Source organism: Massilia forsythiae (genome assembly GCF_012849555.1).
Classification (GTDB): Bacteria; Pseudomonadota; Gammaproteobacteria; order Burkholderiales; family Burkholderiaceae_D; genus Telluria; species Telluria forsythiae.
The window spans coordinates 4,593,772-4,616,513 of sequence record NZ_CP051685.1 but is presented as its reverse complement, the minus strand read 5'-3'; the positions used below and the strand labels follow the sequence as shown (position 1 = coordinate 4,616,513).

At 68.7% G+C, this 22,742-nt stretch carries 16 protein-coding genes and 1 pseudogene; 5 read left to right on the top strand and 12 right to left on the bottom strand.

The annotated features are described in order from the left end of the window. Positions 1-24: 24 nt before the first annotated feature. The 9 genes from HH212_RS19490 to HH212_RS19450 form a co-directional block, all read right to left on the bottom strand. Positions 25-1,233 (bottom strand): acyltransferase family protein, encoded by a 1,209-nt coding sequence (locus HH212_RS19490; protein ID WP_170204022.1) that lies wholly within the window; start codon positions 1,231-1,233, stop codon positions 25-27. A gap of 193 nt (positions 1,234-1,426) precedes the next feature. After that, positions 1,427-3,109 (bottom strand): ABC transporter substrate-binding protein, encoded by a 1,683-nt coding sequence (locus HH212_RS19485; RefSeq protein ID WP_170204021.1) that lies wholly within the window; start codon positions 3,107-3,109, stop codon positions 1,427-1,429. An 11-nt stretch (positions 3,110-3,120) separates the two neighbouring features. Further along, positions 3,121-4,458, bottom strand: coding sequence for an SfnB family sulfur acquisition oxidoreductase (locus HH212_RS19480; RefSeq protein ID WP_170204020.1), 1,338 nt, complete (start codon positions 4,456-4,458; stop codon positions 3,121-3,123). Continuing rightward, a complete protein-coding gene (locus HH212_RS19475; protein WP_170204019.1) occupies positions 4,455-5,372 on the bottom strand; it encodes an ABC transporter permease in 918 nt (305 codons plus the stop codon). Before HH212_RS19475 ends, HH212_RS19480 begins: the two co-directional genes overlap by 4 nt. Positions 5,373-5,407: 35 nt before the next feature. Beyond that, on the bottom strand, positions 5,408-6,397 hold the full coding sequence (locus tag HH212_RS19470; RefSeq protein WP_170204018.1) for an ABC transporter permease: 990 nt from the start codon (positions 6,395-6,397) through the stop codon (positions 5,408-5,410). Positions 6,398-6,406: 9 nt separating this feature from the next. Beyond that, on the bottom strand, positions 6,407-8,251 hold the full coding sequence (locus HH212_RS19465) for an ABC transporter ATP-binding protein (RefSeq protein ID WP_170204017.1): 1,845 nt from the start codon (positions 8,249-8,251) through the stop codon (positions 6,407-6,409). Then, the gene (locus HH212_RS19460) at positions 8,248-9,666 is read right to left on the bottom strand and encodes an LLM class flavin-dependent oxidoreductase (RefSeq protein WP_229217363.1); all 1,419 of its coding nucleotides are present in this window, start codon (positions 9,664-9,666) and stop codon (positions 8,248-8,250) included. Before HH212_RS19460 ends, HH212_RS19465 begins: the two co-directional genes overlap by 4 nt. Before the next feature lie 147 nt (positions 9,667-9,813). Then, a complete protein-coding gene (locus HH212_RS19455) occupies positions 9,814-10,305 on the bottom strand; it encodes a PEP-CTERM sorting domain-containing protein (RefSeq protein WP_170204016.1) in 492 nt (163 codons plus the stop codon). A gap of 220 nt (positions 10,306-10,525) precedes the next feature. Beyond that, positions 10,526-13,525, bottom strand: a complete 3,000-nt coding sequence (locus HH212_RS19450) for a glycoside hydrolase family 2 protein (protein ID WP_170204015.1) — start codon at positions 13,523-13,525, stop codon at positions 10,526-10,528. A 202-nt stretch (positions 13,526-13,727) separates the two neighbouring features. Between HH212_RS19450 and HH212_RS19445 the strand changes: the two genes are divergently transcribed. Then, positions 13,728-14,711, top strand: coding sequence for an HDOD domain-containing protein (locus HH212_RS19445; RefSeq protein ID WP_170204014.1), 984 nt, complete (start codon positions 13,728-13,730; stop codon positions 14,709-14,711). Between the two features lie 81 nt (positions 14,712-14,792). On the opposite strand, the pseudogene HH212_RS19440 reads toward HH212_RS19445, so the two are convergent. From HH212_RS19440 to HH212_RS19430, 3 genes and pseudogenes are all read right to left on the bottom strand, one after another. Further along, positions 14,793-15,521: pseudogene (locus HH212_RS19440) on the bottom strand (haloacid dehalogenase type II). A gap of 109 nt (positions 15,522-15,630) precedes the next feature. Next, the gene (locus HH212_RS19435; protein WP_170204013.1) at positions 15,631-17,265 is read right to left on the bottom strand and encodes a Na+/H+ antiporter; all 1,635 of its coding nucleotides are present in this window, start codon (positions 17,263-17,265) and stop codon (positions 15,631-15,633) included. Between the two features lie 4 nt (positions 17,266-17,269). Then, positions 17,270-17,938, bottom strand: a complete 669-nt coding sequence (locus HH212_RS19430; protein ID WP_170204012.1) for an HAD family hydrolase — start codon at positions 17,936-17,938, stop codon at positions 17,270-17,272. A gap of 416 nt (positions 17,939-18,354) precedes the next feature. Here HH212_RS19430 and HH212_RS19425 point away from each other — a divergent pair, with 416 nt between their 5' ends. The 4 genes from HH212_RS19425 to HH212_RS19410 all read left to right on the top strand — a co-directional run bounded on the left by HH212_RS19425 (position 18,355) and on the right by HH212_RS19410 (position 22,736). Continuing rightward, complete coding sequence (locus HH212_RS19425; RefSeq protein ID WP_170204011.1) at positions 18,355-19,110, top strand: FadR/GntR family transcriptional regulator; 756 nt, start codon at positions 18,355-18,357, stop codon at positions 19,108-19,110. Positions 19,111-19,323: 213 nt separating this feature from the next. After that, on the top strand, positions 19,324-20,235 hold the full coding sequence (gene kdgD, locus HH212_RS19420; RefSeq protein WP_170204010.1) for a 5-dehydro-4-deoxyglucarate dehydratase: 912 nt from the start codon (positions 19,324-19,326) through the stop codon (positions 20,233-20,235). Positions 20,236-20,419: 184 nt separating this feature from the next. Then, positions 20,420-21,817: an MFS transporter gene (locus HH212_RS19415; protein ID WP_170204009.1), complete on the top strand. Its 1,398-nt coding sequence runs from the start codon at positions 20,420-20,422 to the stop codon at positions 21,815-21,817. Continuing rightward, positions 21,807-22,736, top strand: a complete 930-nt coding sequence (locus HH212_RS19410; protein ID WP_211172371.1) for an SMP-30/gluconolactonase/LRE family protein — start codon at positions 21,807-21,809, stop codon at positions 22,734-22,736. Before HH212_RS19415 ends, HH212_RS19410 begins: the two co-directional genes overlap by 11 nt. Positions 22,737-22,742: the final 6 nt, after the last annotated feature.

Here is a 22,742-nt window from a genome sequence, read left to right as displayed (position 1 = left end):
GCATGCGCGTCGAGGCGCCACGCTTTACAGGCCCTCGCGCCGATCGCCGGTCTTGATGGACAGCCAGGCATGCCGGTCGGCGCCGTGCAGCGCCTTGCCGAAGCGCACGCACGGCCGCTCCACGTAGCGGTAGGTGAAGCGCGCCACCCGGTACGACGCGAACGTCGCCAGCACGAACAGGATCGCCGCGTACACCACGGACAGGATGCCGGTCACGCCGAACGGCCAGAGCATGGACAGCAGGGTCTCGACCGATGCCAGCGCGGCGAAGTTGATCAGGTAGATGCTGAAGCTCATCTTGCCGATCTCGACCACCGTGCCCGGCGCCACCGCGGCCCGCGGCTTGAGCAGCATGAACAGCGCCCAGCCCGCGAACAGCAGCGTCAGCAACAGGTGCTGCGGCAACAGGAACACGAGCAGCTCCCACCCTTTGCCGGGATAGAACTGGACCGCCAGCAGCGCCGCGACCAGCAGCGCCGTGGCGCCGCCGGCGTCCAGGCGCGAGCGCCGCACCCAGTCCTGCACGGCGGCGGACTTGACCGCGCGGTACAGCAGGAAACCGATGGCGAACACCACCAGCTGGTTCGGCGGCCAAAAAAACAGGAAGCGGTCGCGCGCCTCGGCGCCGACTTCCGGATACAGCCCCTGGCCGAACACCGACGCCGCCAGCATGAGCGCGTACGCCAGCACCACGAACAGCACGGCGCGGCGCATGGTCGTGACCAGCATGGCCAGCAGCGGAAACACAAGGTAGAACATGAATTCGACGCTGATGCTCCAGCCGCCCGGCGCCGGCATCCAGCCGCCGATCGTCGGCAGCAGGTAGGGCGACCAGGCGTTATAGAACAGCAGCGTGCCGACCAGGCGCGCGAGGTTGAATTCGTCCAGCGTGCGCTGTTCGAAGAACCAGTAGAAGGCGATCGCCAGGAAATACAGCGGGGCGATGCGGAACCAGCGGTTGACGAAGAACTGGCGCGCCCGGGCGCCGAACGCATGTCCGGTATCGCGGCTCCAGGACATCAGCAGCGTCACCGCCGACACCAGGAAGAACAGTTGCACGCCCGTGTGGCCGAGCAGCAGCAGGCGTTTGACGGGCCAGGCCAGCGTCGGCACATGGATGAAGACGTGCATGCAGATCACCAGCAACACGGCATAGCCGCGCAGCGCGTCGATCGCCTGCAGGTCCTGTTGCTGGTCGAAGCGGCTGCCCGCCGCGGGTGTCTTCGTTGTCATTGTTATCAAGTGTTCAAGAACCATGCATTCGCAACAAGATTGCGGATGAAATGATAAGGGCAGCCTCAGTGATTAGCAAACAGAAATAAAGTACTTCCGATCATTCAGGGAACGAATCGCAACAGATGGTTGTCATGATAAAAAGACGCGAAGTGACAGCCGCGCCATGGACGCGGCTTGGCGAACGGCAGACCTATGCCTTGCTCAGCCACACATTCGCGAAATTATTGCGGGTCTGGTAAGGAAACTCGTCGATGTTGTGCACGCGCCTGCCGACCACCGAAAAGAAGCGCACTTCCAGCAATTGCAGCACCGGCAGGTCGGCCTGCACGATGCGCTGCACGCGTTGGTAGTTGACGGCGCGCGCGGCGCGATCGACGCCGGAACGGGTCTGGTCGAGCAGACGGTCGATCTCGGCGTTGCTGTAGCCGGACACCTTGCTCCAAGGGACGCCGACGCGGTCGCCGCGCTTGCCGTAGCGGATGTCGAAGCTGCTCTGGGGATCGGGCATCCAGCTGCCCCAGGAACTGATCATCTGGAACTGGCGCCCGGTGAACACGTCGCGCGTCCAGGTCGACAAGTCCTTGCCGCCCAGCACGCAATCAATGCCGACGCGGCGCAGCGCCTGGCGCACGAACTCGCCGGTGCGGCGGTAGTCGTCGCCGAAGGGAATGAAGTCGTGCACCAGGCGGAAGCGCCAGCCGCCGGCCTTGCGCGGCAGCCCGGCCGCATCCAGCAATTGCTCGGCGCGCCGCGGGTCGAACGGATAGCGCGCGGCGTCCTTCACCACGTACTGCGGCAGGCCGGACGGCACCGGCGCATCGAGCGCGGCGCCGTAGCCGCCCCACACGGTGCGCACCAGCGCGGCGCGGTCGATGGCGTGGGCGATGGCCTGGCGCACCGCCGGCTTGCCGAGCAGCGGGTCGCGCAGGTTGAATTCGAGCCAGTAGGTGCTGGGCTCGTACTGGGCGGTGTCGAGCGCCAGGCCGGGCAGCTGGCGCAGGCGCGCGGCGTCGCTGAAGGTGACCGGGTTGCGCGCCGCGTAGTGGGCGGCGCCGGTTTCCAGCATCGCCGCGCGGCTGGCGGAATCGTTGACCACCTTCCAGACGATGCGGTCCAGGTGCGGCAAGCCAGGGAGATAATAGTTCGGGTTGCGTTCCAGGACGATGTGGCTGCCGCGCTGCCATTCCTTGAACACGAACGGCCCGGTGCCGACCGGCCGGTTGTTGCACGGGTTGGTGACCAGGTCGGTGCCCTCGTACAGGTGGCGCGGCATGATCACGCCGCTGTTGCTGCCCAGGTAGTTGACCAGCACCGGCCAGGGTTCCTTCAGGCGCACCACCACCGTCAGCGGGTCCGGCGCCGTCACCCGTTCGATGACGGCGGTGAAGCTGCTGTTCATCGAACGCGGCCACATGGTCTCGATCGAGTACTTGACGTCGTCCGCGCCGAACGGGTGGCCGTCGTGCCAAGTCACGCCGCGGCGCAGCCGGATGGTCCAGGCCAGCCCGTCCTTCGATTCCTCGGCCGACAGCGCCAGGCGCGGCACCAGCTTGCCGTCGTTGCCGTTGACGAACAGGCGGTCGTAGATCTTCGAGGTGACCAGCAGGTTCGGGTTGGAACCGTTGACGTGGAAGGCGAGCGTGGACGGTTCCGGAAAGGCCAGCGCCACCAGCGTGCCGCCGCGTTCGGGCGTGGCGGCGGACGGCGCGGCCTTGGCCGGCGCAGGCGCGGCAGGCGCAGGCGCGGCTGCCGTCCCGTGCGCCAGTCGCGGCAGCGCGCCGCCGGCGAGCGCGGCGCCGGCCAGGCGCAGCAGGCGCCGGCGCGCCGGATCGGACAGGGAATCGAAAACGGGATTGATGCCGGTTCGCTGCATATGCGCCCTCCTCACAGCGCCGCCGCGGCGCGCACCGGCGCCGGCGCGGTCGTTGCCTGCGCCGGTACGGCCTGCGCATCGGGCGCCGGTGCCGGCACCGGATGCGCGGACGCCGCCTGCGGCTGCTCCAGATACTTCGGCCGGCGCAGCGGCGCCTTGCCGTTCAGGTAGTAGTTGCCGACGTCGAACAGGCGCCAGCGCACCGGATCGTGCAGCGTGTGCGTGCGCGCGTCGCGCCACAGGCGGTCCAGGCCGTGTTCCGGCGCGGTCGAGCGCGTACCGGCCAGTTCGAACAGTTTATTCGTGATCAGCAGCGCCGCGTGGGTGGAGGCGGCGCGCGCTTCCGACACCGCCACCGCCGCGCGCGTCCAGTCGTGCGCGGCAGCCGTTTGCCAGGCACGGTCGATGGCCAGGCCGGCACGCTCCAGCAGCGCCTCGGCGCCATGCAGCGCCACGGCCAGCTCGCCCACCTCGCGGATGCTCAATTGGTCCTCTTCCCACGGCGTGCCGGGCGGCGCATCCGGCGGCAGCGGATTGCGCGCGCGGATGAAGGCGATCGTCGCCTCGAAGGCGGCGCGCGCGATGCCGGTGTCGATCGCCGCGTGCAGTACCTGGCCGATCGGCGCCACCGGTTTCACATGGTCGGCATTCAGCGTGTGCGGCACCAGCAGGTGCGGCGCCAGGTACGCGTCGTCCACCAGCACGCTGCCGCTGGCCGTGGTGCGCTGGCCGAAGGCGGCCCAGTCGTCGATCACGCTCAAGCCCTCGGCGTCGCGCGGATAGATCGCCAGCCAGTGCTTCCTGTCGGCGTCGCCGACCGCCACCGGCACCCACTCGGCGAACAGCGCGCCGGTCGAGTAGAACTTGCGCACGCTGACGCGCCAGCCTTCGCCGCCCGCGTCGCGGGTCAGGCTGACCTTGCGGTCTTCCGGCCTGCGCACGTCCGGCTCCACCAGCGCGTTGCCGAAGTGGTCGCCGGCCAGCACGCGCTCGAAGAAGAAGCGCTTCTGCTGCTCGCTGCCCTCGTGGCGGATGATCTCGATAATGAAATAATGGTTCTGCGGGATCTGGCCGATCGAACCGTCGGCCGCGGCCAGCAGCGCGATCACGCGCGCCAGCGTCGCGTACGACACGCCGGCCCCGCCGTATTCGCGCGGCACGGTGATGCCCCACAGGCCGCTCTGGCGGATGCGGCGCAGTTCCGCCAGCGGCAGGCGGCGTTCGCGGTCGCGCTGCGCGGCGCCGGGCGCGAACTCCGCGGCCAGCGCGGCGGCGACGGCCAATGCCTCTTCGTCGTCGCGGATCAGGTGCGCCCTGCCCGGGCCGATGGCGGTGATGGGTGGTGTCATGCTCGGTCTCTCAGCTTGGGGTTGAAGTATTGGTTGAGGGCGTCGCCCAGCACGTTGAGCGACCACACGGTCAGCGTCACGGCGGCGCCGGGGATGGCGATCATGTACCAGCCGCTCTGGATCGCCTCGCGGCTCGATGCGATCATCGCGCCCCAGCTGGGCAGGTTGGGGTCGCCCAGCCCGAGGAAGGCCAGGGCCGACTCGGACAGGATGCAGCCGGCCACCACGATCGAGGTGCTGACCAGGATCGGCGTCAACGCGTTCGGCAGCACGTGGCGCAGCACGATGCGCGCCTGGCCCATGCCGGCGGCGATGCCGGCCTGGACGTACTCGCGGTTGCGCAGGCCCAGCACCTCGGCGCGCACCACGCGCGCGGTGTGGGTCCAGGACGTCACGCCGAGCGCCAGCACCACCACCCATAGCGACGGCTCCAGCGCCGCCACCAGCACGATCGCCAGCAGGAAGCGCGGCACGATCTGGAAGAAGTCGGTCACGCGCATCAGGGCGTTGTCGATCCAGCCGCCATGCCAGCCGGCCAGCGTGCCGACCGCCACGCCGATCGACAAGCTCAAGGCCGCGGCGGCGGCGCCCACCAGCAGCGACACGCGCGCGCCGTGCGCCAGGCCGGCGCCGAGGTCGCGCCCCATCAGGTCGGAGCCCAGCGGGTGGCGCCAGTCCTGGCCCGGCCACAGGTAGGGCGGCAGCGTCATGTCGAGCGGGTCGCCCGGGTACAGCAGCGGCGCGCATACGGCGGCCAGCAGCACCAGCAGCAGCGCCGCCAGGGCCAGCCGCGCCTGCGCCGGGAAGGCGGCCGTCTGGCGCGCCGGGGACGGCGGCGTCGCCGGCGCCGGCGCGGAATCGGACAGGGAGGCGGCCGCGGAAACGGACGCCGGGATCGGTTGCGGTATGCTCATCGTCGTGGATTCGTCGTGGATTCGTCGTCATGGCTTCAGCGTTGCAGGTCGATGCGCGGATCGAGCCGCGCCGTCAGGATGTCGAGCGCCAGGCTGGTGGCCAGCACCAGCATGGAACTGAGGAACAGGATCGACAGCAGCAGGCTGGTGTCGCGGCCCAGCACGGCGTCGTAGGTCAGCTTGCCCAGGCCGGGCCAGGAAAACACGGTCTCGACCACGATGCTGCCGGCCAGCAGTTCGCCGAAGTGGGCGCCGACCAGGGTCAGCACCGGCAGCACGGCATTGCGCAGCGCATGGCGCAGCAGCACCGCCGCTTCCGACAAGCCCTTGGCGCGCGCGGTGCGCACATAGTCTTCCTGCAGCGCATCCAGCATCGAGGCGCGCGTGAAGCGGGCGTACACCGCCAGCGAATACACGGACAAGGTCGCCACCGGCAGCACCAGGTGCCACAACACGTCGCGCACCTGCGCCCAGCGCCCCTGCGCCTCGATGCCGACTTCCTGCATGCCGCCGACCGGGAACCACTGCAGCTTGACGGCAAAGGCGACCACCAGCATCAGCGCCAGCCAGAACACCGGCACCGAATAGCACAGCGCCATCAGCGCCGACACCAGGCGGTCGAGGCGGCCGTTGCGGCGGCGCGCGCACAGCACGCCGAGCAGCACGCCGCCCACTACCGCGATGGCCAGGCTGGACAGGCCGAGCAGCGCGCTGGCGCCGATGCGTGCGCCGACCAGCTCCGCCACCGGCGCGCCGAAGCGGTGCGAATAGCCGAGATCGAAGCGCGCCAGCCGGCCCAGGTAGGCGAGCAGGCGCATCCAGGCCGGCTGGTCCAGCCCGAACGACTTGCGCAGCTCGGCCACGTAGGCGGCATTGTCGGCGCCGGCGTCGCCCTGCCCGGTTTCGCCGGCGACGATCTCGGCCAGGTCGCCGGGGGCGAGCTGGATCAGCAGGAAGTTCAGCACGCAGATGCTGAAGGCGATCGGGATGAATTGCAGCAGGCGGCGGCGGATGTAGGGGCCCATGCGGTCCTCTCAGGCGAAGCGGGCGAGCGGCGCCGGCATTGGCGCGGGCGCCTGGGCCGGCGTTGATGATTCCGGCCAGCGCGGCGCGGCGGCGATCAGCGAACGGGTGTACGGATGCGCGGCGTCCGTGAACAGCCGCTCGCGCGCGATGGTCTCCACGGCCTCGCCCTTCTGCATCACCATCACCCGGTCGGCCATGTAGTCGATCACCGCCAGGTCATGCGAGATGAACAGGTAGGACAGGCCGAACTCGCGCTTCAGGTCGACGAACAGGTTGAGGATCTGCGCGCGCACCGACACGTCCAGCGCCGACACCGGCTCGTCGCAGATCAGCAGTTTCGGCCGCAGGATCAGGGCGCGTGCGATGCCGATGCGCTGGCGCTGGCCGCCGGAAAACTCGTGCGGATAGCGGCGCGCGGCGCTCGCCGGCAAGCCGACCGCGTCGAGCATGGCCGCCACCCGCCGGCGCCGTTCGCCGCGGTCGCGCACGCGCTGCACGGCCAGTACCTCGTCCAGCGCATCGCCGATGCGCTGGCGCGGGTCGAGCGCAGCGTACGGATCCTGGAACACCACCTGCACCTTGCTGCGGTGCGGCCGCAGGGCACGCCCGCGCAGCGGCGCGATGTCGGTGCCGTCCAGGATCACCTGGCCGCCTACGGCCGGATTGAGGCCGACGATGGTCTTGCTCAGGGTCGATTTGCCGCAGCCGGATTCGCCCACCAGGCCGAGCGTCTCGCCGCGGGCGATCTCGAAGGACACGTCCTTGACCGCCGAGATGGTGCCGTAGCGCGACGAGTACTGCGCGACCAGGTTATGTACCGCCAGCACCGGTCCGGCAGCGGACGCTTGCGAGGCGTTCGCCGCAACGGCGCCGGCATCCGCTCCGGCCGCGCCCCGGATCGCCGGTGGCGCCGCATGCGGCTGCCGTGGCGTGGTCTCGATGCCCTCGTCCGCGCCGCCGATCTCGGTCAGGCGCACGGTGCCGTGGTGGCAACCGGCGCCGACGTGCAGCGAGGCCGCCAGCAGGCCGCGGCTGTACGGGTGCTGCGGGGCGAAGAACAAGCGCTCGCGCGTGCCCTCCTCGACCTTGGCGCCGCCGCGCATGACGGCGACGCGGTCGGCCCACTTCCCGACCACCGCCAGGTCGTGCGTGATCAATAGCAGCCCCATGCCGAGGCGGCGGCGCAGGCCGTCCAGCAGTTCCAGCACCTGCGCCTGGATGGTGGCGTCGAGCGCCGTGGTCGGTTCGTCCGCCACCAGCAGGCGCGGTTCGCAGGCGACGGCGATGGCGATCATCACGCGCTGGCGCTGGCCGCCGGACAGGTGATGCGGATGATCGTCGATGCGCCGCTGCGGCTCGGGCAGGCCGACCAGGTCGAGCAGTTCGATGGCGCGGGCGCGCGCCGCCGCCGCGGACAGCTTCCAGTGGCGCCGCAGCACCTCGCCGATCTGCACGCCGATCGTCAGGACCGGATTCAAGGAAGTCATCGGCTCCTGGAAGACCATGCCGATGCGGCTGCCGCGCAGATCGCGCAGCACGGCGTCCGGCGCGCCCAGCAATTCGCGGCCCTCGAAGCGGATCGTGCCCTGCGCCCGCGCGCGCGCCGGCAGCAGGCCGGCGATGGCGGCCGCCACGGTCGACTTGCCGCAGCCGGATTCGCCCACCAGCGCCACCACCTCGTCGGCGTGCACGTCGAGGTCGAAGCCGTGCACGGCCGCGCCGTCCGGGTAGTACACCTCCAGGCCGCGCACCTGCAGCAGCGGCGGCGCATCGTTGGCGCCGGGCCGTCCGCCCAGGCCGCGCTCGCGCCAGGCGCCGGACCCCTCGCCGCCGTCGTGCCGAGGCGCGTTCATGCCGCGCTCCGTTGCCAGCTGCGATGGCTGGCGCCGTGGTGGCGCGCCGGCAGGTGCGCCTGGCCGGCGCCGAACAGTTTTTCGCGCAGCGTGCCTTCTTCGTAGGCGGTCTTGTACAGACCGCGCTGCTGCAATTCCGGGATCACCAGCTCGATGAAGTCGCGGTAGCTTTCCGGCGCCACGGTGCGGGTCAGGTTGAAACCGTCCACGCCGGTCTCCTCGACCAGCCGGGCGATCTCGTCCGCCACTTGCGACGGCGTGCCGACGAGCGGCTGTTGCTGCGAACCGAACGGACGCGCGGCCAGCAGCTGGCGGCGCGTGGTCCCCGGCGGGAAGCGGCCGGCGCGCGCTTCTCCCACGCGGCGCAGGCGGTCCGGGTACAGCGCTTCCAGCTTGGCGTCGGTGATTTCCTCGTCCAGGCCGAAGCGTTCCAGGTCGACGCCGGTGCCGCTGACCATGTGCGCCAGCGCGCCCTCGGCGCTGGCATAGCGGCGGTAGTCCTCGTACTTGTCGCGGGCGGCGGCGGCGCTGCGGTCGACGATCACGGACAGGCTGGAAAACACCTTGACGTCGTCGGCGCGCCGGCCCGCCTCCACCGCCAGCGCGCGGATGTTGGCGACGATGCGCGCCAGCCCGGCGCGGTCGGGCGCGCCGGTGAATACACATTCGGCGTGGCGCGCGGCGAACCGGTTGCCGCGCTGCGAGGCGCCGGCCTGGAACAGCACCGGCGTGCGCTGCGGCGACGGCGCGGTCAGGTTGTAGACGCCGTCGACCTTGTAGTACGGCCCCTCGTGCCAGACGCGGTGGATGCGCGCCGGATCGGCGTACACGCCGCGTTCGCGGTCGGCCAGCACGGCGCCGTCCTCCCAGCTGCCTTCCAGCAGCTTATAAAAGGCGTCGAGGAAATCGTCGCCGCGGTCGTAGCGGTCGTCGTGGTCGAACTGCTGCTTCAGGCCGACCGCGCGCGCGGCGCTGTCCAGGTAGCCGGTGACGATGTTCCAGCCGACCCGGCCGGACGTCAGGTGATCCAGCGTCGCCATGCGGCGCGCGAACAGGTACGGGTGTTCGTAGGTGAGATTGGCGGTGACGCCGAAGCCGAGATGGCGCGTGGCCTGCGCCATGATCGGCACCACGTAGGTCGGGTCGTTCACCGGCAGCTGGACCGCTTCGCGCGCCGTGACCTCGATGCCGCCGCCGAGCACGTCGTAGACGCCGACGATATCGGCCAGGAACACGGCATCGAACAGGCCGCGCTCCAGCAGCTGCGCCAGTTCGGTCCAGTATGCCGGCTTGTGGTAGTCGACCGAATTGTCGCGCGGGTGCTTCCACAATCCGTGGTGGATGTGCCCGACGCAGTTCATGTTGAAGGCGTTGAGGCGGATCTGCTTCGGGTGCTGTTTCGGGTGCTGCGTCATTGGCTCTCCGGCGTGGACGGCCGGCGCTGGTGCGCACGGCCGGGGCCAGATTAGCACCGGGGTTTTGCCCGCAGAACCAATGAATCCTCGGTTTCAAATTCGCCGCGGCTGATAAGCAAAGCAGCCGGACGGGATAGCATAGGAGGCCTAGAAGGCCGACGAAGCTGGCGTGCGGCGCCGGCGCAGCAGCGCCAGCCCGGCCAGGCCGGCGCCCATCAGCGCCAGGCTGGCCGGCTCGGGCACGTCGGCGCCCGGCCCGGCCAGGGCCGTGCCGACCGTCAGGTTGTCGACGGTGACGAAGCTGGAGAAGATACCGTTCGAGATCGTCAGCGAGCGGATGGCGACGTCGCTGGTGAAGCCGCGGTAGCTGTCGGCGATCGACGTCGGCGCGAAGGTGGTGCTGGTGCCGTCGCTCAGGGCGATGGTGATCGCCAGCGCCTGGAATTCTTCATCGAAGCCGGTGTTGTAGAAATTGCCGCCGATCGCATCGACGTTGGCGCCGGTGAAGGTGATGACCAGGGCATCGCCCCCCAGGACGACACTCAGGAAATCGCCATTCCCGTACAGGCCGTAGCGCGCCGTCGCGGTGTACGCGTAGGCGCCCTGCGAGAAATCCAGCGAAGCCGGCGCATTGTCCATGTCGGTCGGGGTATCGAAGGTTCTAGAAACTAGTAATGAATATCAATGTGTAATGCCGTCAGCACGTCGGTAAGCACCGCGTCGATCCGGTCGCTACCCGGATCGATGACGAAGGCGGCGTCGTATCACTCGCCATACTCGGGCCGCAGACCCGGCAGGCGGTTGCAACCGCCGCCTTGCTACAGCGCGGCGGCATGGAATGCATCCACCTTTCTACGCTTCAGGGCTGCTCGTAGAACTCGGCCTCGACGATCGACAGCGTCCCCTTGCCCGCCTGCTGCGCCCCGCTATCGACATTGGCCTGGTTGGCCACCTCGGTCAGTTTGAATTCCTCGCCGCCATCCTGCTTGGCGGCGGCATCGGTATCCAGCGCGATGCGCACCGCGCCGCCCATGCGCGGCTTGAGCGGCAGCGTCACGTAGCCCAGGCTCTTCGGCGTTGCGCCGCGATACACTTCCTCGCCGTCGACCGACACCACCAGCGGATAGCTGCGCTCGCGCCAGCCGGTCAGCTTGAGTACCACCTCGCTCAGCCGGGCCGGGCGCGCCAGCCGATACGTGATGGCGGCGCCCTGCCCCGGCGTGCTGGTCCAGCGCGTGGTCTCGTCGTCGTCGAACGAGCGGCCCGCCTCGCCGGCGTTGCTGGCCGCTTCGACACCGGCCACCGGCACCGCCACGCGCGACACGGCGAACGACGGCGTGGCCGGGGTCGGGCCGCGATCGAGGCGCAGCGGCGGCGGCGGCGCCGGCCGGGCCAGGCCGCCGCTCACCGCCACCGGCGCCGACTCGAAGGCCAGTTCGGCCGGCGCCAGGCCATGCGCGCGGGCGCGCACCACGATGCGGCCGGCCTGCGTGGTGCTGCGCACCAGCACCCGGTTGACGCCGCCTTCCACCGGCAGCGTGCGGTCGAGGATGTGGTTGTGCGGTCCCTGGGCGATGCCGCCGCGCCACTCGGCCGGCCCCTGCAGGTCGAAGGCGACGCTGTCCAGCGCCACCGGGTTGCGGCGCCCGCGCGCGTCCACCACTTCCACCTGCAGCAGGGCGACGTCGGCGCCGTCGGCGCGCAGCGCGTGCGGGGCGGCAATGCGGGTCAGGCGCAACGCCGCCGGCTTGCCGGCCGTGGCCAGCACCGCCTCGCAGACGGGGCGGCCGGCGCGATCGTAGCCGACCGCCTTGAGTTCGCCTTCGCGCCACGGCACGGCGTCGAAGGTGAACAGGAAGCGCTGGCTCTGGCGCGCCTTTCCCACTTCCCTGCCGTTCAGGGTCAGGCGCACGCTGTCGGCGCTGGAGATCACGTGCACCGGCTTGGCCGTGCCCGGCGCGTAGTTCCAGTGGCCGACGATGTGGGCGCGCGGCTTCTCGACGTCGACCCAGCCGTCCCACATCACCTGGTGCGCGAAATAGCCGTCCTTCGGGATGCGCATGGCGTCGACCTCGCCGCTGCGCCGGAAATTCTCGGCGCCGCGGTGGTGGGTGTTACTGTCCGAGAAGATGATGTTGACGCCGCCGCTGGACACGCGCGTGCCGGTGCCGGGCCGCTCGCGCCAGTAGTCGTACCAGCGCGCCACGTCTTCCAGCGCGAAGCTGTCCGCGTTGCGGTTGTAGACGGCCGCGCTCTGGTTCTTGTACAGCGGGCCGTCGCCGTCCTTGTGGAACGGCGGCGTCAGGTCGTCCCAGAACTTGCGGGCCGCCTCGTCGCGCGCATATTCCATCGCCCACACCGGCATGCGCGCGCTCTTGTTCACGTATAGCATCTCGCCGCCGTATTCGGACACCTGCTGCAGTTCGCTGCTCAGCATCTCGCGGCTGCCGGCGGCGCGCCCGCCGTACGGGTCGTAGCGGTCGCGCAGCGCCTTCATCTCGCGCATGTGGGCCGCGCTGACGCCCTTGTTGCCGCTCTCGTAGAACACGATGCTCGGGCTGTTGCGGTTGTAGACGATGGCGTCGCGCATCGCTTCGATGCGCTGCTCCCAGCGGCGTCCCGTCACGTCGGCCTCGGAGTCGCCGGCCGGCATCGCCTGCATCAGGCCGATGCGGTCGAACGATTCGACCTCCTGCTTCCACGGCGCGATGTGCATCCAGCGGAACAGGTTGGCGTTGCCCTCCAGCGCCACGCCGTTGCCGTAGTCGCTCAGCCAGGCCGGCACCGACATGCCCAGCGCCGGCCATTCGTTCGAGGTGCGCTGGGCATAGCCGTGCACCTGGATCACGCGGTCGTTCAGCGCGATCGTGCCGTTGCCGAAGGCGGTCTTGCGGAAACCCGTGCGCGTGCTCACGCTGTCCACCGCGCGTCCGTCCACCCTGAGCGTGGTGACCACGTCGTAGAGGTAGCCGTAGCCCCAGCTCCAGAATTCCAGGCCCTGCACCGGCGCGCCCGCCTTGACCACGGCGGTGGCGCCGGCGGCCAGCGTCTGCGCGGGCGCGGCGAAGCGCGCCACCGCCTTGCCGTCCTTGTCGCGCAGCTCGACCTCGTAGGCGAAGGTGCGCGCCTGCGCGCTGTCGTTGCGCACCTCGGACTCGGCCCAGACGGTGGCGCTCTTTCCGCGCACGTCGAAGTCGCGCGCATACACGTAGACGCCGACCGTGCCCAGCGACGCATACAGCGGCAGGGTCTGGTGCAGCGGATCGGTCACGTGCAGGCGCACGTTCTTGGGCAGGCCGCCGTAGTTGGCGTTGAAATTCTTGTCGGCCCACTGGTAGCGCTGGCCGGTCGCCTGCTCGCGGTAGTCCCAGCGGTTGTCGGTGCGCACCGCCACCACGTTGTCGCCCTCGACCAGGGCGCCGGAAATCTCGAAGCCGAAGGCATTGATGCCGTTCTCGTGCAGGCCGACGCGCTTGCCGTTGACGTACACCTCGGCGGCCTGGCGCGCGCCTTCGAATTCCAGGAACACCTTCTGCCCCGGTTCGCGTCCGGGCAGCGCGAAGTGCTTGCGGTACCAGGCCACGCCCGTCGAGTGGTCGGCGATGTCCTTGGCGAAGGCGTCGTCCTCGTTCCAGGCGCGCGGCAGCGTCACCGCTTTCCAGGCGCCGTCGTCGAAGCCGGCGCGCGCCGCGTCGGGCGGGTCGCCCACCATCAGCTTCCAGCCGGGATTGAAGTCGTACAGCGCGCGCCCGGCGTGGGCCGGCAAGGCGGCCAGGGCGGCGCCGGCCAGGAAGATGGCCGGAAGGCCGGTCGACAGGACAGCCGACAGGCGCGGCAGCGGGACGAGACGCAGTTTCATGGGCATCCATTCATCGGTGAAGCCGGGCGGACGCGGATCGCCACGGGGCCGGCGCCGGAATGGTAGCAGCCGGCCATCCGCAGCGGATCGTCCTGGACGCCGCTTTCGGGTCCGGTGCGCGAATCACTCACCATCGTGATCGATCGGGACCCGCGGCGCGCTACAATGGCCGCTGTTTCGGCGGCACGGATGCGGGTGGCAAATGAAGAAGTGGCTCAATCGGCTCATCGGGGGTACGGACGGCGGCGCGCCGGCGAGCACGGCGCCGGCGCCCGTCGCGGACACGGCGGCGGCAGCCCCGGCTGACACCGGCGTCGACCTGGCCTGGTACCGCTGGCTGACCGCGTCGGGCGAGCCGGATACCGGCGGCGGCGACGGCGCGGTCCTGCTGGAACGCCTGCACGCGCTGGCGCGCGACCCCGCCGGCGCCGCCGGCCTGGTGCCGCGCGTTCCCGAGGTGGTGCCGCAGCTGCTGCACAGCCTGGCCGACGAAGGCGCTTCCACCGCCGACCTGGCGCGCCAGGTAGCGCAGGACGTGGTGCTGGTGGCCGAGGTGATCCGCGAAGCCAACAGCGCCTACTACCGGCCGATCACCCCGGTCAAGAATGCCGAGGCGGCGATCGTGATGCTGGGCGAGAACGGCCTGCGCATGCTGCTGGCGCGCATCGCCTTCCGCCCCGTGATCAACATGCCGGCCGACCGCTTCGTGCGCCACGCCATCCCGCGCGTCTGGGACCAGTCGGTGAAATGCGCGCTCGCCGCCAGCCTGATGGCGCCGGGCCTGTCGACCGGCGTGTTCGAGTGCTACCTGGCCGGCCTGATGCAGAACCTGGGACTGGTGATCGGGCTGCGCCTGGCCGGCCAGCTGCGCAGCGAGGGCCTTCTTCCCGGCGCGCCCGGCTTCGCACCGGCCTTCGTACCGGCGCTGCTGGACGCGTCCCGCCAACTGTCGGCGGCGATCGCGCTGCACTGGGATTTTCCGCGCGACGTGGCCGAGGCCATCGCCGCCGCCGGCCAGCCCGGCGCCGCGCACCTGGCGCAGGCGCTGGCGCAGGGCGACCGCATCGCCAAGCTGCGCATGCTGGTCGACGCCCATGTGTTGGGCGAGAACGATGCGCTGGTCAGCGATGGCTTGAGCAGTTTTCAGCGGCGCTGCTTCGGCAAGCTGGACGGGCTGGAACACTAGCATTCCGCCTCTGCGAACCGCTGCCCTCACTGCTGCGGCGGCTGTGGTCATGACAGCGCCGCGCGGCGCCCGGCAGCGGCGTCAGGCGCAGCCGAGGATATCCGCCAGCGCCTCCAGGTCGTCCGCCACCACATCCCACTGCGCATCCGCCTGCAGGTCGCTGGTCTGGCCCGGCCCGTGTTCGCGCGGGCGGGCCACGAACACCGTGCGCAGGCCGACCGCGCGCGCCGCGTGCAGGTCCGCGTTGTGCGCCGCGACCATCGCGGCTTGCGGCGGCGCCAGCCCGGCGGCGGCCACCGACTTCAGGTAGACCTGCGGCTGCGGCTTGTAGTCGGCGGCGATCTCGGCGCCGAGGATCGCATCCCACGGCAGGCCGGCGAAGCGCGCCAGGTTCAGCATGCCGGCGATGTGGCCGTTGGAGATCGGCGCGATGGCCTAGTACCGCTTCAGGCGCGTCAAGCCGGCCACCGCATCGGGCCAGGCATCCAGGCGCTCCCAAGCGCGGTTCAGCTCGGCCAGTTCGGCGTCCGGCATGGCTTTGATGTCCGCACCGTGGCGCGCCAGCACCGTCTCCAGGCTTTCGCGGTTGAGCACGTCCAGCTTGACCCACGGCCGTGCGCCCGCGCGCACCTGCTGCATCGACGGCTGGTACAACGCGCGCCATTCGTCGGCGAAGGCGAGCGGATCGAGCGCGATGCCGTGGCGGCGCAGGATGGGCTCGGCGGCGCGCGCGACGCCGCTGCGCCAGTCGACGACCGTGCCGAAGACATCGAAGCCGAGCAAATTTACTTCTTGCAGGTTATTGATCATGCATGGCTCCCTTGATCGAGGCGGTGGTTGTACATTCCGCGTTGCGGCGATGAGCAAGCGTCGCAGGAACGCATCGTCGCGCTCCGGCCTCCAGGAAAGCGCGGGCACATCATTGCAGTTTTCGCGTGCTTTGCAGGCTGGCACTTGCAAGTTCGCCGGACTTGGTCATTGCGCTTCTGATTTGCTGCTCCTCGAGGTCCAATTCCTCTGCAAGTGAGCGGTGCGTATCTGCATCCACTTGGTCCGTGTGCTCCGACAGCTTCTCCCGGGCGGCCTCGATTGCCACCAGCCGCAGGCGTCTCTGCGCATTGAAGTGTTCGGCGTTCTCGGGCGATTCGGCTTCTTTCTCGTCAGCCGCCCGCTCGGCCCTGGCTTCGTACTCGTCGACGAGTGCGGATGCCGCGGCCGAATGCTCCGGGCTGGCGTCTGGTTCGAGGTGTTCCTTGACCGCTTCGAGTGCGGCGTCGGCAATCTCTGCCCGGGCCAGCGCTTCCGTCGGTTCGGCAGCCACCTGCTCCGGCTCGATCACGTCGAGTCTGCGTACCAGCCAGCCGAGCGTGGTGCCCTGGACGATCAGCGTCGCAAAGATCGAACAGAACGCCAGGAAGACGATCACATCCCGCGCGGGAAAGTTCGACGGCAGGGCAAGCGCCGCGGCCAGGCTGACCACCCCTCGCATGCCAGCCCACGACACGACCGCATGGTGCGTCCATAGCGGCGCCGTCGGCTGCGCGGCCCCGCCGCGAGAGAACGCGCCCGGCAGCCAGCCCGTGATGAACACCCAGACGAAGCGGCTGGCAATGAGCGTCGCCGACACGGCAAGTGCGAGCAAGGCAAGATGGGCAAGCGTAGTGGCACTCTCGTTCGCAAGCCGCTCGACGATGCCCCGCATCTGCAGGCCGATGAGCATGAAGATCAAGCTGGCGAGCAAGAACTCGATAAAGTTCCAGACTGCGTTGAGTTCCAGTCGGGTACGGGCGGTGAACTCCGCATGCTGCTTTCGGCCCAGTACGAGACCGCACACGACCGCCCCCAGGACGCCCGATGTGTGCAGCGCCTCGGCGCCCAGGTAGGCTGCAAAGCCCGCCAGGATGCTGGTCGTGATGTCGAGCATCGTGTCATCGATCTTGCTGAAAACCCACATCGCCAGGCGACCGATCAGCCAGCCGATGGCGATGCCGCCGATTCCCATGCCAAAGAACTGGAGCAGGCCGCTTGCATAGCTCACCGAGCTCGCTGCTACCGCCGCGACAGCGAAACGGTACAGGACCAGCGACGACGCATCGTTGATGAGGCTTTCGCCTTCCAGGACGGTGACGATCTGCTTGGGAAGCTTGAATTTCTTCAGGACCGAGCTGGCGGCAACGGCATCGGGCGGCGCCACGATGGCACCCAGCGCTGCTGCAGCCCACCACGGAAGTCCAGGCACCAGCAAGTGCGCCACGATGGCTACCGCGGCTGCGGTAAACAGGACAGCGCCGAACGCCAGTAAAAGAATCGGTCGAAGGTTCGAACGGAACGCAGGCCAATCCGTGCGGTAGGCACTGACCTGCAGGAGCGGCGGCAGAAACAGGGCCAGCGCAAGTTCCGGATCCAGCTCGACCGCAGGCAAACCCGGTATCAGGGCGAGGCCCATGCCGCCCAATACCAGCGGAATTGCCACCGGCAGATCCAGGCGCTGCGCCACCATCGCAAGCAGGACGCAGAATGCCACCAGGCCGAGCAGGATTTCGAAAGTCGTCATCGAATCAGCCGGCCAGCGGCGAGTCGGCCCAATGACGCAACAAGGCTGCGGGATCATCGAAGATGGCTGCCGCCTCGGACAAGGCCACATCGTCCCAGTACCCCCCGCAGCGCAGTGCAATGCACTTGACCCCGGCTGCCTTGGCTGCTGCGATGTCGTAGGGGGTATCACCCACCATCACGGCCTCGTCGGGTTGAACGCCGGCCTTCTTCAAGGCCACTTCGATGATGTCACCGTCGGGTTTGGACTCTTTTACCTCGTCGGAAGAGACCGCCGTGTCGAGCAGGTCACGCAGGCCGGCCTGCGCGAGCAGGGCCGGCAGCTCTTCTCCACTGGACGACGCAATGACCAGACGCAGGCCTTCGGACCTCATGCGTTGCACCAACGGCCTGGCGCCTGGTGCAGGGTCCAGGTTCGGGATGAAGCTGCTCAGCAATAACTGCGTGCGGTCTTTGGTAATCTGTTTCGCGAGCGCCGAGTCCGACTCGATGCCGAGTACCTCAGCGAAAACCTTGTCGGATCCCTTGCCGATCAAACGCCTGATCTGCTCGTAACCGACAGAATAGCCGTGGCTTTGAAGGGTTTGAACCCATGCTCGCGTATGCGCATCGTTGCTGTCGATAAGCGTACCGTCAATGTCGAAAAGAACAGCTTTTAGCGCGACTTTAGTCATTAAATAAAATTACCTGAAAAGAATATCTACGATTGATTTAAATAGTCAACTCATTATCCCCAGTATTGCAGTTGGTTCTTGAGACTGCCCCATGCGATTCTGCTAATTTTTTAGAAACAAGTCATCATGACACGCGCAAATAGACCGTTGACAGATCGTTAATTCATGGTAACAAAATAAAGACAATCATATGTCAGTACACTCCCTGAGCTAGAGTAGGAAAAGAATTACGCCCTGAACAGAAATTCCTTAGGACAATTAGTGAGGAATGAGTGCGGCACGTGGCGACTGATTCTCCCTTCCCTTCCCTCATGAACGCGTTCCCGAACAAGTGTTCCACCAGTAGCAACTTATCAGACATCAGACGATATCGGCGAGGGTATAATGGCCTTGTCTCGGCCACCATCCTTCCCCGCATGAATACCTCCATTTCTCCCGCCCACGCCGGTCGCAAGAAGCACCGCACCCTGGCCCAGGGCGTCATCGAGGACATCAACGAGCGCATCCGCCAGTCGCTGCTGAAACCGGGCGACAAGCTGCCGACCGAGTCCGCGATCATGGAACAGCACGGCGTCAGCCGCACCGTGGTGCGCGAGGCGATCTCGCACCTGCAGGCGGCCGGCCTGGTGCAGACGCGCCACGGCATCGGCACCTTCGTGCTGGAGCGCCAGCCGAGCAGCCTGGGCATCGACGCCGACAGCATCGTCACCGTGCGCGACGTGCTGGCGATCCTGGAACTGCGCATCAGCATGGAGACCGAGGCGGCCTGGCTGGCGGCGTCGCGCCGCAGCGACGCGCAGGCGATCGCGCTGGGCGAGGCGCTGGCCGACATGGGGCGCGCGATGGAACAGGGCCGGGCGTCGGTCGAGGCCGACGTGCGTTTCCACCGCCTGGTGGCGGAAGCCACCGGCAACCGGTATTTCGTCGAGATGCTGGGTCAGCTCGGCAACGCCCTGATCCCGCGCGCGCGCCTGAACACGCCCGGCTTGCAGCTGGAACGGCCGGCCGACTACCTGGACCGCGTCAACCGCGAGCACGAGGACATCTGCAGCGCGATCCTGCGGCGCGATCCGGAAGCGGCGCGCGCGGCGATGCGCACCCACCTCTCGAACAGCCGCGAACGGCTGCGTCTGGCACAGCAGCGGCTGGAAGCGAATCTCGGCCAGGCCTAAGGCAGCGGTCCGGCGCGGGCGCGGCGCGGTGCCGAAGGCCCCTGCGCTGCGGCGGGCGGCGCCGCATACAGCCGGATTGCCACATCGATGGCGACGGCACGATTTTTCCTTGCCTCGGCACGCGTTCAGTTGTACGATGACTTACAACTTAACTCGCCGGCAACCCACGACAGGCCGGCACCTGCCACCGCATATCACGACACTGGAGATGCCATGAATCCGCAAGAATTGAAACAAGTCCTGTCCTCGGGCCTGCTGTCCTTCCCGATCACCGATTTCGATGCCGAGGGCAACTTCCGCCCCAGCACCTATGCCGAGCGCCTCGAGTGGCTGGCCCCGTACGGCGCCACCGCGCTGTTCGCCGCCGGCGGCACCGGTGAGTTCTTTTCGCTGACGCGCGAAGAGTATTCGGACGTGATCAAGACCGCGGTCGACACCTGCGCCGGCAAGGTGCCGATCCTGGCCGGCACCGGCGGCCCGACCCGCACCGCCATCCAGTACGCGCAGGAAGCCGAGCGCCTGGGCGCCAAGGGCCTGCTGCTGCTGCCGCACTACCTCACCGAAGCCGGCCAGGAAGGCTTGATGGCGCACGTGGAAGCGGTCTGCAAGTCGGTGAGCATCGGCGTGGTGGTGTACAACCGCGCCCAGTGCCGCCTGAATGCCGACTCGCTGCAGAAGCTGGCCGACCGCTGCCCCAACCTGATCGGCTTCAAGGACGGCCTGGGCGACATCGAGCTGATGATGCAGATCTGGCGCCGCATGGGCGACCGCTTCAGCTACCTGGGCGGCCTGCCGACCGCCGAAGTCTACGCCGCCGCCTACAAGGCGCTGGGCACGCCGGTGTATTCGTCGGCCGTGTTCAACTTCATGCCGAAGCTGGCGATGGACTTCTATCAGGCCGTGGCCGGCGACGACCACGACGCCCAGAACCGCATGCTGGACGAGTTCTTCCTGCCCTACCTGGAAATCCGCAACCGCAAGCCGGGCTACGCGGTCAGCATCGTCAAGGCCGGCGCGCGCCTGGTCGGACACGACGGCGGTCCGGTGCGCCCGCCGCTGACCGACCTGACCGAGCAGGAATGCGATATGCTGCACAAGCTGATCCTGACGCAAGGCCCGCAGTAAGTCCTGCCGGCGCCGTCCGCGGGCGGCGCCGCGCGCGCCGATCGATCACCGATTTGAGCGATATTGCGCGCGCAAGCGCATTACAGTAGCGGCAGTACATCGGCGCGTCATCGTGCGCGCCCGCGGGTGGAGGAGACGCCGCCCGCGACCCACGTCATGCAATACCAACGATAAAGACGAGACCATGACCCGGAACGCTATCGGCAACTACAGGTGGACCATCTGCGGCCTGCTGTTCTTCGCCACCACCATCAATTACCTCGACCGGCAAGTCCTCAGCCTGCTGGCGCCATCGCTGACCAAGGAATTCGGCTGGTCCAACACCGACTACGCCAACATCGCCGCGGCCTTCCAGTTCATCTATGCGGTGGCACTGCTGTTCGCCGGCCGCATCGTCGACCGCCTCGGCACCAAGCTGTCGTATCACCTGGCGATCCTGGTGTGGTCGCTGGGCGCCGTCGCGCACGCGTATTCGATCGCGGTCGGCGAAGCCGTCAACAGCCTGTTCACGTCGATCGGCCTGGCCGCGGTGCCGGTATCGGTGGCCGGCTTCATCGTGGCGCGCGCGATCCTGGCGATCGGCGAGGCCGGCAACTTCCCGGCGGCGATCAAGGCCACCGCCGAATATTTTCCGAAGGCCGAGCGCTCGTTCGCCACCGGCATCTTCAATTCCGGCGCCAATATCGGCGCCATCCTGGCCCCGCTGTCGGTGCCGATCATCGCCTCGATCTGGGGCTGGCAGGCCGCCTTCATCTGGATCGGCGCGATCGGCTTCCTGTGGATGGTGTTCTGGGCGATCTTCTTCGACGAGCCGGCGCAGCAACGCCGCCTGAGCAAGACCGAGCTGGCCTACATCCAGGCCGACGTGGTGCAGCAGACCCAGGAATCGCCGCTGGTCGACACGCCGCAGCGCAAGCCGGGCTGGGGCGAGCTGCTCGGCATGCGCCAGACCTGGGCCTTCGCCGCCGGCAAATTCCTGACCGACGGCGTGTGGTGGTTCTTCCTGTTCTGGCTGCCGAAATACCTGTCCACCACCTACGGCATCAGCACCACCGACATGGTGCTGCCGCTGACGGTTCTGTACAGCATGACCATGGTCGGCAGCATCGCCGGCGGCTGGTGGCCCTCGGTGTTCATCCGCCGCGGCGATGCCGTGTTCGAGGCGCGCATGAAGGCCATGCTGCGCATCGCCTTCTTCCCGCTGGTGGTGCTGCTGGCGCAGCCGCTGGGCGCGATCAGCTACTGGCTGCCGGTGCTCCTGATCGGCGTGGGCGCCTCGGCCCACCAAGCCTGGTCGTGCAACATCCTGACCACCACCTCGGACCTGTTCCCGAAGCACAGTGTGGCCTCGGTGGTCGGCATCGGCGGCCTGGCCGGCGGCATCGGCGGCGTGCTGGTGACCAAGCTGGGCGGCCTGCTGTTCGATTACTACGGCGCGCTCGGACAGATCCAGACCGGCTACATGATCATGTTCACCTTCTGCGCCACCGCCTACCTGGTCGCCTGGTGCGTGATGAAGCTGCTGGTGCCGAACCGCACGCTGCCGACGCTGCCGGCGACGGAGCTGGCCAATGCGCGCTGAGCACGCGGCCGTGGCGGACGGCTGGCGCGGCATCGAGCGGGTCGACGCACCGGCCTGCGCGGTGGGCGAAAGCCCGGCCTGGAGCGCGCTGGAAAACGCCTGGTACTGGGTCGACATTCCGGCACGGCGCGTGTGGCGCCTGGATGCCGCAAGCGGCGCCGTGGCTTCCTTCGCCGCGCCGGAGATGGTGGCCTGCGTCACGCCGGCCGCGGGCGGCGGCCTGGTGGCCGGCATGGAAAGCGGCATCTTCGCACTACGCTTAACGCCGGACGGCGCGCTGGACGCCACGCTGTTGGCGGCGCCGCCGACGCTGGGCCCGGGCCGGCGCTTCAACGACGGCCGCTGCGACCGCCAGGGGCGCTTCTGGAGCGGCACCATGTGCATGGACATGGGCGCCGCGCGCGCCGACGGCCTGCTGTACCGCTACGACGCCGTGCGCGGCCTGTCGGCGCCGCTGGCCGAGGGCCTGGTCACGCAGAACGGCCTGGCCTGGTCGCCGGACGGGTGCACCATGTACCTGTCCGACTCGCACCCGTCGCGCCAGTTGATCTGGGCTTTCGACTACGACACCGTCGAAGGCGTGCCGCACAACCGCCGCCTGTTCGTCGACATGAACGCCTACCCCGGCCGGCCGGACGGCGCCACCGTCGATGCCGACGGCTGCTACTGGATCGCCGCCAACGACGCCGGCCGCCTGCTGCGCTTCACGCCGGACGGCCACCTGGACCGCGAACTCGCGCTGCCGATGGCCAAGCCGTCGATGTGCTGCTTCGGCGGCGCCGGGCTGGACACGCTGCTGGTCACTTCCATCGATCCGTCCGCGGCGGGCGGCGGCGCGCCGCAGGGCGGCTGGGCCGGCGCCACGCTGCTGCTGCGGCCGGGTGTGACCGGCATCCCGGAAACGCCGTTCGGCGGCTGAATCATC